The organism is Cellulophaga omnivescoria (assembly GCF_001999725.1).
GTDB lineage: Bacteria > Bacteroidota > Bacteroidia > Flavobacteriales > Flavobacteriaceae > Cellulophaga > Cellulophaga omnivescoria.
The window spans coordinates 89,054-98,524 of sequence record NZ_MDDP01000017.1 but is presented as its reverse complement, the minus strand read 5'-3'; the positions used below and the strand labels follow the sequence as shown (position 1 = coordinate 98,524).

8 protein-coding genes are annotated in these 9,471 nt (G+C 32.4%); 5 read left to right on the top strand and 3 right to left on the bottom strand.

All coding sequences use genetic code 11. The features are described from left to right. Positions 1 to 97: 97 nt before the first annotated feature. From BFJ87_RS09760 to BFJ87_RS09740, 5 genes are all read left to right on the top strand, one after another. Complete coding sequence (locus BFJ87_RS09760) at positions 98 to 1,192, top strand: DUF695 domain-containing protein (RefSeq protein WP_077403483.1); 1,095 nt, start codon at positions 98 to 100, stop codon at positions 1,190 to 1,192. Positions 1,193 to 1,200: 8 nt separating this feature from the next. After that, positions 1,201 to 1,857 (top strand): sterol desaturase family protein, encoded by a 657-nt coding sequence (locus BFJ87_RS09755; protein ID WP_077403480.1) that lies wholly within the window; start codon positions 1,201 to 1,203, stop codon positions 1,855 to 1,857. Positions 1,858 to 1,909: 52 nt separating this feature from the next. Next, positions 1,910 to 2,545, top strand: a complete 636-nt coding sequence (locus BFJ87_RS09750; RefSeq protein ID WP_077403477.1) for a transglutaminase-like domain-containing protein — start codon at positions 1,910 to 1,912, stop codon at positions 2,543 to 2,545. Positions 2,546 to 2,561: 16 nt separating this feature from the next. After that, positions 2,562 to 3,365: a VanW family protein gene (locus BFJ87_RS09745; RefSeq protein WP_077403474.1), complete on the top strand. Its 804-nt coding sequence runs from the start codon at positions 2,562 to 2,564 to the stop codon at positions 3,363 to 3,365. 73 nt (positions 3,366 to 3,438) lie between these two features. Further along, positions 3,439 to 3,945 (top strand): GNAT family N-acetyltransferase, encoded by a 507-nt coding sequence (locus tag BFJ87_RS09740; RefSeq protein WP_077403471.1) that lies wholly within the window; start codon positions 3,439 to 3,441, stop codon positions 3,943 to 3,945. A gap of 11 nt (positions 3,946 to 3,956) precedes the next feature. Here the strand turns inward: BFJ87_RS09740 and BFJ87_RS09735 are convergent, their stop codons facing one another. From BFJ87_RS09735 to BFJ87_RS09725, 3 genes are all read right to left on the bottom strand, one after another. Beyond that, positions 3,957 to 4,712: a LytR/AlgR family response regulator transcription factor gene (locus BFJ87_RS09735; RefSeq protein ID WP_077403468.1), complete on the bottom strand. Its 756-nt coding sequence runs from the start codon at positions 4,710 to 4,712 to the stop codon at positions 3,957 to 3,959. Between the two features lie 85 nt (positions 4,713 to 4,797). Then, entirely contained in the window at positions 4,798 to 6,114 is a 1,317-nt protein-coding gene (locus BFJ87_RS09730) for a RagB/SusD family nutrient uptake outer membrane protein (RefSeq protein WP_077403465.1), read from the bottom strand. Between the two features lie 11 nt (positions 6,115 to 6,125). Beyond that, a complete protein-coding gene (locus BFJ87_RS09725; protein ID WP_077403462.1) occupies positions 6,126 to 9,464 on the bottom strand; it encodes a SusC/RagA family TonB-linked outer membrane protein in 3,339 nt (1,112 codons plus the stop codon). Positions 9,465 to 9,471: the final 7 nt, after the last annotated feature.

The following is a 9,471-nucleotide window of genomic DNA, read 5'->3' as shown; positions in this document are numbered from 1 at the left end:
ATATGAATAGCTCATTTATTTTACAACAAAATTTTCAGAAAATAACCTCCTATTTAAAATTCCTATATTTACTATAAGCAATAAACTATTAAAATATATGAGCTTTTTAAAATCACTATTTAAATCAAAAGAAGAGCCTATAAACTCTTACGAAGATTTTTGGAAATGGTTTTCTAAAAACCAACAAACATTTTACACTGTAATTAAGGACAAAGGCAATGTTAACAAAGAATTTTTTGAAAAGCTATCACCCAAATTAGATCAACTTAAAGACGGAATTTGGTTTTTAGCAGGTATGTTTAATGACACTACTGCCGAACTTATTTTAACTCCAGACGGAGTAATAAAAAACATTGTATTTGTAGAAGAGTTTGTAGCTGCAGCACCTGAGATAAAAAATTGGAAAATAACAGCTCTTAAACAACCATCTGATCTAGGAAAATTTGGAATAGAAATGGATGGCTATACCTTTAATGAAAGTAAAATGCAATTTTATGCAACAGAACACTCATCTATGCCAGATGAAATTGATATCACTATTACTCATGAAGATTATACCGAAGATAATAAGGCCATAATGACCAACGGTGTTTACCTTGCTCTAGACCATTCTTTAGGAGAGTTAAATTCCGTAACAAAAATAGATAACGTTAGCATTATTGCTCCACAGAATGCCACATCAGAACTAGTGCCTTTTAAAAAACTAAAAGACTTTTTAATATGGAGAGAAAAAGAGTTTGTAGAAAAATACAAAGGGCTAAGGCACAATACCGAAAACGATAAATACTCTGGGTTAGAGGCAACTTTAAATAACGGATTACCATTAATTGCAGTTGTAAATACTGATTTACTTGCTTGGGACAGTAAAGCCTCTCATCCTTGGATTGCCGTAATGGAAATTAAATATAATGGTGAAAATAACAATGGAATGCCAGATAGCAAAACCTACGAATTGTTAAACCAAATTGAAGAAAAAGTAACTGCAGAACTTAAAGATTCTGATGGTTATTTAAATGTAGGCAGACAAACAGCAGAATCTGTAAGAGAAGTATATTATGCCTGTACGGACTTTAGACAACCTGCTAAAATATTTCATAAGATAACAAAAGAATATACCCCACAAATAGAAATAAACACAGACATATATAAGGACAAGTATTGGCAGTCTTTTAATAGGTTTATAGCTCATTAAACCGCGTAATGAACCTTCAAGATTTTACAACATTTTTTTCTTTATTAATTGGCTTAAATATTGCTGGTTACCTCTTAAACATAGGTATTAGTATGGTGTGGAACAAAGTGTACAAACACCAAAATGCCATTATAAAGAAAGAAGTCTTGTCATCCTTAATAACTCTGTTAATTAACATCTTAATAGCAATTCCGGGATATATTTTGTGGGTTAAAGGCTTCATCATATTTAATAATCAAAACCCTTGGCTAACTTTTTTAATTCTATTTCTATTACTAGATTTTTTAATGTATGCTTTACATTGGGCATCACACAATATTGGTTTTTTAAAACCAATTCATTTGCAACACCATGAACATACAGAACGTTTTAATATAGTTAGCCTATACTATATGTCTCCTTGGGAATCTATACTATTTGGTTTGTTGCTAACTGTAATTGTATTAGTGTTTTCTTTAAACATATATGGTTTTATAGCTTTTCTTGTATTTAATTGGTTTTACGGTGTTGTTACACATTTAAACACCAAAGTAAGTAACCCATACTTTTTAATATTTACAACCAATTATTTCCATAAAAATCATCATAAGCTATTTTCTAAAAACTATGGTTTTTATACTATTTTATGGGATAAATTATTTAAAACTGAAAGTAGAAAAATATAGATAATATTCTTTTTGCTATATTTAAACTAAATCAAAAAACACAATAATTATTATGGACTACCTATCTCCTACCTATTTTTTTGATTATGAAACAAAAGAAATTCAAAACCTTATAGCAGCATATAAAAAGCCGACGCTTACACCCAAAGAGCAATGCAAACTTGTATATTTAAAAATAAGAGATTCTTGGAGGTACAACCCTTATAACCTTAGTTTTTCTAAAGAAAACTATAAAGCAAGTACAATTGCTAAAAGAGATAGCGGACATTGCATAGACAAATCTATTTTATTAATTACCTGCTTAAGAGCGCTTAATATACCTGCTAGGCTACACTTAGCCAAAGTTAAAAACCACATAGGAGCAGAACGCCTTATTGAAAAATTTGGAAGCAATGAATTAACTAACCACGGTATGGTTAATGCTTTTATAAATGACAAATGGCTTAAAATGTCTCCTGCTTTTAACGCATCACTATGTAAAATGTTTAATGTTGATCCTTTAGAGTTTGATGGAGAAAATGATTCCGTTTTACAAGAATTTAATAGAGAAGGGAATACTTTTATGGAATATTTAGAAGATTACGGACATTTTGATGATGTGCCAGTAGCATTTATGATTAAAAATGCTAAAGAACATTATCCGCATATTTTTGACACTGCCAAAAACCAAACAGAATTTAAATTATAGTTTTATTACGCTTATAATGAACGAGATAAAAAAACCAATAAACAGAAGTAGAATACGGCAACTTGTTGGTAAGGAATATTTTATATTAAAACGTAAATACCATTGGTTATCGTCAGGCAAAAAATGGGCAACGACCAAAGGTAATAGCGATTTTAAAAATTTGGTTTTTGAACACAGCTCAATGATTTTACGTCCGTTAAAAGATGTAGATATGTATTTACAAGAAAACAAGAGAAAGAATTTAGAAATTGCAATTAGCCAAATAAATACTGTTATTATTAAACCAAACGAAACATTTTCTATTTGGAAACTAGTGGGCAGACCCACAAAGCGCAAAGGATATTTAGAAGGTTTAATTCTAAGTCAAGGACAAATTGCTAAAGACACAGGAGGTGGTCTGTGCCAACTTGGTAATTTACTATTTTGGATATTTGCACACTCACCATTAACAGTTACAGAAAGGTATAGACACGGTTTTGATGTTTTCCCGGATATTAACCGCAAAGTACCCTTTGGAGCCGGCGCAACATTATCTTATAATTACATAGATTTGCAGGTAAAAAATAAAACTAAAAACAGCTTTCAGGTAAACTTATGGTTAGATAAAACTCACTTAAATGGCACACTAACTTCTAAAAATAAAGTTAACGCTCTTTATACGGTTGAGGAGCGTAACCATATTATTAAACAGCAATATTGGGGAGGTTATTCTCGTCATAATCAAATTATACAAATTGAAGATTTAAACGGAGAGCAAACTGAAAAATTACTAGTTACTAACAATGCTATTATGATGTACAATCCGTTTTTAAATGAGTAACAAGAACAAAAAAATTAAAACAACCTTTATAATCTAGCATTACAGTTTAAAAATAAAATTGTATTTTACTAGAATGTTACAAAGTCAAAGAATACAATTTACACCCTTAAGTACAACGTACAGAAAACCACTAGAAGACCTGTTTTGCAAAAATCCGTTGGTTATGCAAAACACTTTAAAAGGTCGTGTTTTAACTGCTAATGAACTACAAAAAATAATTGAAGATGATTTTATTACCACAACAGATGAAACTGTTGGTTTCTGGTGCCTAACAAAAAAAGAAGATAATGCCTTTATTGGTGTATCTGGCTTATTAAAGTGCAATTACCTTGGCAAAGAAAGTTATGAGTTTGGCTTTATATTAGATGATAAATTTTGGGGCAAAGGCATTGCTACAGAAATAGGTAAGTTTTGGATAGACTACGCTAAAAACGAACTTAATTTAACTGAAATTTTAGCTACCGCTAGCCCAGAAAACCACGCATCTAGGAGAGTTTTAGAAAAGTTAGATTTGCAAATGGTACGCCAATTTACATCTAAAGAACGTGGAGCAAGGTTGTTGTTTAGTAAAAAACTATAAACACCAAGCAGCTACTTATCTAACCAAATTTTAAAATTTTTAACCTCAAACTTGCTTACTAAAATAGGTTTTGCACTTGCGTGTGCCACTTTTAGGTGTAATTCTATTTTTTGCGGATTATGTTTTACAATCTCTTTTATTGCATTTATGTGTATAATATAATTTCTGTTTACTTTAAAAAAGACTTCTGGGTTTAGTTTTTCTGATATATCTCGTAACGTGTCTTTATACAAGTAATTTTCAGATGTGGTTGTAAATAAAAAAAGATTTTTTCCTTCGCTATAAAAAAAGGCAACCTCAGCACTTTCTATAGATTTTAGCTGATGACCAGATTGTACTAAAAAACGATCTTGTAGCGTTTTACTATCTAAAGCCTCTAGAGATTTTGCCGTGTTGTAAAATGAAAAATTTTCTTTTATCTGCGTATACTTTTGCAATGCCTTATACACATCTTTAGCTTCAAAAGGCTTTAGTAAATAGTCTATTGTAAAGTGTTTAAATACACGTATAGCATAATCATCATAAGCAGTAGTAAAAACTATAGGAGCAGTAATATTTGTTTGTGTAAAGGCCTCTAAACTTTTACCATCACCTAAGTGAATGTCCATAAAAATTAAATCTGGCTTGGCATCATTAAAAAAAGACACCATTTCTTGCACAGAACCCAAATGTATTATTTTAGTTACAGGCACAACACTTTGCGCTTTTAGCAAACCAATTAAATAATCTGCTGCCAAATCTTCATCTTCTACTACAACTACAAGCATATTATTTTTTGTATAAAAATAAAAAAACCCGATAAAATTATCGGGTTTAGTTGAACAATAATTGCTCGCTGACTAACTCGTAATATTATAATTCCGGGTTATTTAATCTTGCATCTGCAGGGAAAGGCAAGGTATACCTTGGGTCATTTTCACCTAACTGAAAATCTTCTCCGCTTAAACTATGCGTAATAGCTTTTTGGTTACTTCTTCTTAAATCAAACCAACGGTGACCTTCTAGCGCCAATTCTCTCCAACGTTCTGTATATAACTCTTGCATAAACTCATTAGCAGACATTGGGTTAATAGCCGTTGTTAAATTAGCCATATGTGCACTTTGGTAACGGTTTTGCATAAATGCTAACAAGGTAGCTTTTGCATCCTCTAAAGCTCCTAATTTGGCCTGTGCTTCTGCCTTTATTAACATCAACTCAGACACTCTAAATGAACAATTAAACTCTTGCTCCCCGCCTTTTGCTGCTTTATAATTACCATTGTCTTCTGTAAAATACAATGCAAACCTTAAATCGTTTGTAGTATCATAAACAGCCAATAAGTCATTAGATATAAAAGAACTATTTCTTACACTAGAGTCAAGCACATCTTCTAAAGCCATAATAGACTCTACAGATGTGTATAAATTTGGAAATTGTGGCGTGTCATTTAAATTAACTAGCTCTTTATTTAAAGCTAAAGCAGCATTTGCAGCCGTTAAAGCGGCTTCACTATTATTCATATATGTATGCACACGAGCCTCTAGGGCTAAAACTGCTGTTTTTGTAAATCTGTAATTTAAACCTGCTTCAAATTTTGTAACGTTTAAAAGCGATTTAGCTTTTTCTATATCTTTTAAAACTTGAGTATAAACTTCTTGTACAGAGGCAGGCACAAAAACCTGCTCTAAATCTATCTCTAGTGCTAATGGCACGCCAATGTCTGTAGCTGCAGTAGTTGCATTATAAGGCACGCCGTAAAGGTTTACCAAATCAAAATGTGCATAAGCACGTAATGCATACGCCTCTCCCAATAATTGATTTTTTTCTTGTGATTCTTCAATTTTTTCTGCTCCATCTTGTATAACATGATTAGTGTAAAAAATAGAGTTATACACTTGTATATAAGGGTAAGGTGCCGTTTGAGGATCTGGGTTAGAATCTTTCCAGGTAAACACATCTTTGTAAGAAGGAAAATCAAAACTATTTTCATCTAAAATAAGTTCATCTGTTCTGTATACAACTCTAGATTTTTGCTCCGGAAAAATATCATATCCTTTAGTTAAAACAGCTCTAAACTCTTCTAAACTTTCTGGAATAACTTTTCCTTCTGGTTCTATTTCTAAATAATCATCGCAGCTTACAGCAAAAAATGCTACTAATGCTACTAGGTATATATATTTTTGTTTCATTATTTACTATTTTAAAAAGTTACATTTAACCCTATTGCAATTGTTTTTGCTATAGGCTGCGCGTATATATTTCCGTATGTTTCAGGATCAAAATAACCGTTATAATCAGACCCAAATACCAACAAGTTTTTACCCTCTAGACTTAAGCGGAAGCTATTAATATTTAGCTTAGTAGTTAAGCTTTTAGGAAAACTGTACCCAACACGCATACTATTAATTCTTACATAGCTCATTTCTTTAACCCAAGTATCTAACAAAGGCATTGTTTCTATAGGGTTTAAGCCTCCAAACCATTTGTAAGCCATCCAAGAATCTCCTGCGCCAGATGTTTCACCAACAATAGCTGGCAAATTGCTAGTTGTGTTTGTTGCAGACCAAGCATCTAAAACTCTAGCAGAATAGTTTTGTCCACGATCTAATTGTGTACCATTATAAGGTTGGCGCTCTACAACTGTCTGTTTTAAGTTAAAGTTAGCAGCAACAGTAAAATCTAAATTTTTAAATTTAAAAGTGTTTATAATACCGCCACTATATTTAGGGTCCTGGTCTCCTACATAAGTAAACAGGTTTCTAAATTCTTCATTAGTTAACTCTGACTCTGTTAAAAAGCCTGGGAAAAAATCTGCCCAAGGATCTTTTAACTTAAAAAAGTCTACTGCAGAAACAACCTCATCTCCACGTTTAAATAACGGGTAACCACTTTCATCTATACCAGCCGTTTTTAAAGCAAATACAGCATTAACAGGAAAACCTTCTCTAGATGGTAAAAAGCTATTATCTCTAACCTGTATTTTATCTACGTTACTTTTGTTGTGAGATATATTAATGTTTGTAGTCCAAGAAAAATCTTTAGTTACAATGTTTCTTGTAGACAAGCTAATCTCATACCCTTTATTAGTTAACTCTGCCCAATTTAGGTTGGTAAACTCAAACCCATTTTCTAATGGTACAGAACGCAAACCAATTAAATCTGTACTGTTACGCTTGTACACATCTGCAGCAATATTAATTCTACCATTAAACAAACCTAAATCCATACCTACATTGGTATTGGTTGTTTTTTCCCAGCGTAACTTAGCATTTGGTGGTGATGTAACTACAATTGTTTCTTCTGATGTACCTGGTAAAATACTAGTAGTGTCATACTCACCAATTACAAACGGAGAAGTATTACGGTCTATATTACCTTGCAAACCATAAGATCCTCTAAAACGTAGGTTAGATATAACATCACTTGTTTTTAAAAAGTCTTCTTCACTAGCCAACCAAGATCCAGAAACAGACCATAATGGTAGATATTTATATTTAGGATCTACTCCAAATAAGTTAGACCCATCATAACGTACGCTACCAAAAAATGTATATTTACGGTCATAAGTATAAGAACCTGTAGCGTAAAAAGATGCGTATGCATTTTCTGCCGTTGTTTTATCATAAGTTTGATAAGAACTTTCATTAGCTGTATCTTCATTAGGGAAAATTATAGGTGTAGTAGTTAATGTATTTTTATTATACCCAAAACCACGACTCATAATATTAGTATACTTAGAGCGTCTAAACTCAGACCCCAACAAACCTTCTACTTCATGTTTACCAAAGCTAGCATCATACGTTAGTAAAGACTTCCAGTTGTACTGAAAAAAGTCTTCATTCCAGTTTTGTATAATTCCGCCTTCTGGTAAAAAGTAGTAATAATCACTTATACTAGAATCATAACGTCTACTTTTTTCGCGTTCTTTTCTAGAGAAATACGTTTCTCCTGCTGCATATTTTTCAGTGCTAGTTTTATCAAACTGTAAACCTAATTGTGTAGATAATGTAAGATTGCTTGTAATTTTATAAGCACCATCAAAAATTGCTTTTACGGCTTGGTTTTTTAAATCGTATGCCGTGTTTTCTCTTTCCTCTAAAAAGTTAAATGGCACATATCTACCGTCTGTACCCTCAATATCTTGGTCGTAATTGTAAGATCCATCTGCTGCATAAGGCATAAAATAAGGATTTACATTTCTGCTGTAATTTGCTGGGTTAGTAAATGCATCTGTACCCGTTAAGTACGACTCTTTTTTAGATTGAGAAAGAAAAATAGAAGCACCAGCACTTAAGCGATCACTAATATCAAAATTATTTTTTAAGGTGATGTTGTAACGCTCTAAACCTGTACCAATAGTTGTACCTTCTTCATCATAATAGCCTAAAGAAAAGTAATAGTCTGATGTATCTGTACCACCAGAAATACCTAAACTATACTGTGTGTTTACACTAGTTTGATAAAGTAAATCTCCCCAGTTGGCATTGTTATTTTTTAATGCATTAATTTGAGATTGAGTTGCAGAACTTAATGAAGAAAAACCATTAGTTTGGTACGTTCCTAATTCGCCAGAATTATTTAAAATACGTGCAACCTCACCTTTATTAGTTCTAAAATCTAAATCTGTACGTGCTGCTAAACCAAGTTCAAAATCTACTTTTTGCTGAGAGTTCATTAGGTTTAACTCATCAAAATTAGGCTTTGTAGAAAAAAACGTGTTTGCAGAAAAGTTAACTCTCATTTTTCCGCTTTTTCCTCTTCTTGTAGTAACTACAATTACACCATTAGCTGCTCTTGCACCATAAATAGCAGTGGCAGCAGCATCTTTTAAAATGGTAATATCTTCTATATCACTAGGGTTTAAACCAGCAATAGCGTAGTTACGCAATTGATCTATATTGTCTTTATCACTAAAATCTGGCACATCATTACCCTCTAAAGGCAACCCATCTACAACCCATAACGGATCTTGTGGGCCAGATAAAGATGCTGTTCCTCTAATTCTAATTTTAGCAGGTGCTCCTGGTGCTCCTGTTTGTGTGGTAGCAACTACACCGGCTACCTGGCCTTGTAATAATTGATCTACACTAGCAACACCAATTTGTTCAATGTCGTCCATCTTAACCTTAGCAACGGAAGAAGTTAATTTTCTTTTTTCTACCTTTTGGTATCCTGTTAAAATAACCTCATCTAAACTATCTACATTTTCTTTTAAAGAAATAATATAGTTATTAGCAGCAGTTAAGTTTATGGTTTTAGTTTGATAACCTAAATAAGAAACTGTTATTTGTGTTATTGCAACTGGTATTTTTAAAGAAAACTTACCATTAAAGTCTACAACAACACCAATAGATGTATTTTCTATTACACCAGCAACGCCGGTTTCATTGGCAATCATATTTTTAGAGACATATACCGATGCTCCCGGCAAAGGCATACCGTCTTCTGCTCCTATTACCTCTCCGGTAATTGTTCTCGTATCCTGTGCCCACGCTGCCGTAACAGCCACAAAGAATAACGTAAAAAGGAATTTATTCATAAAAATT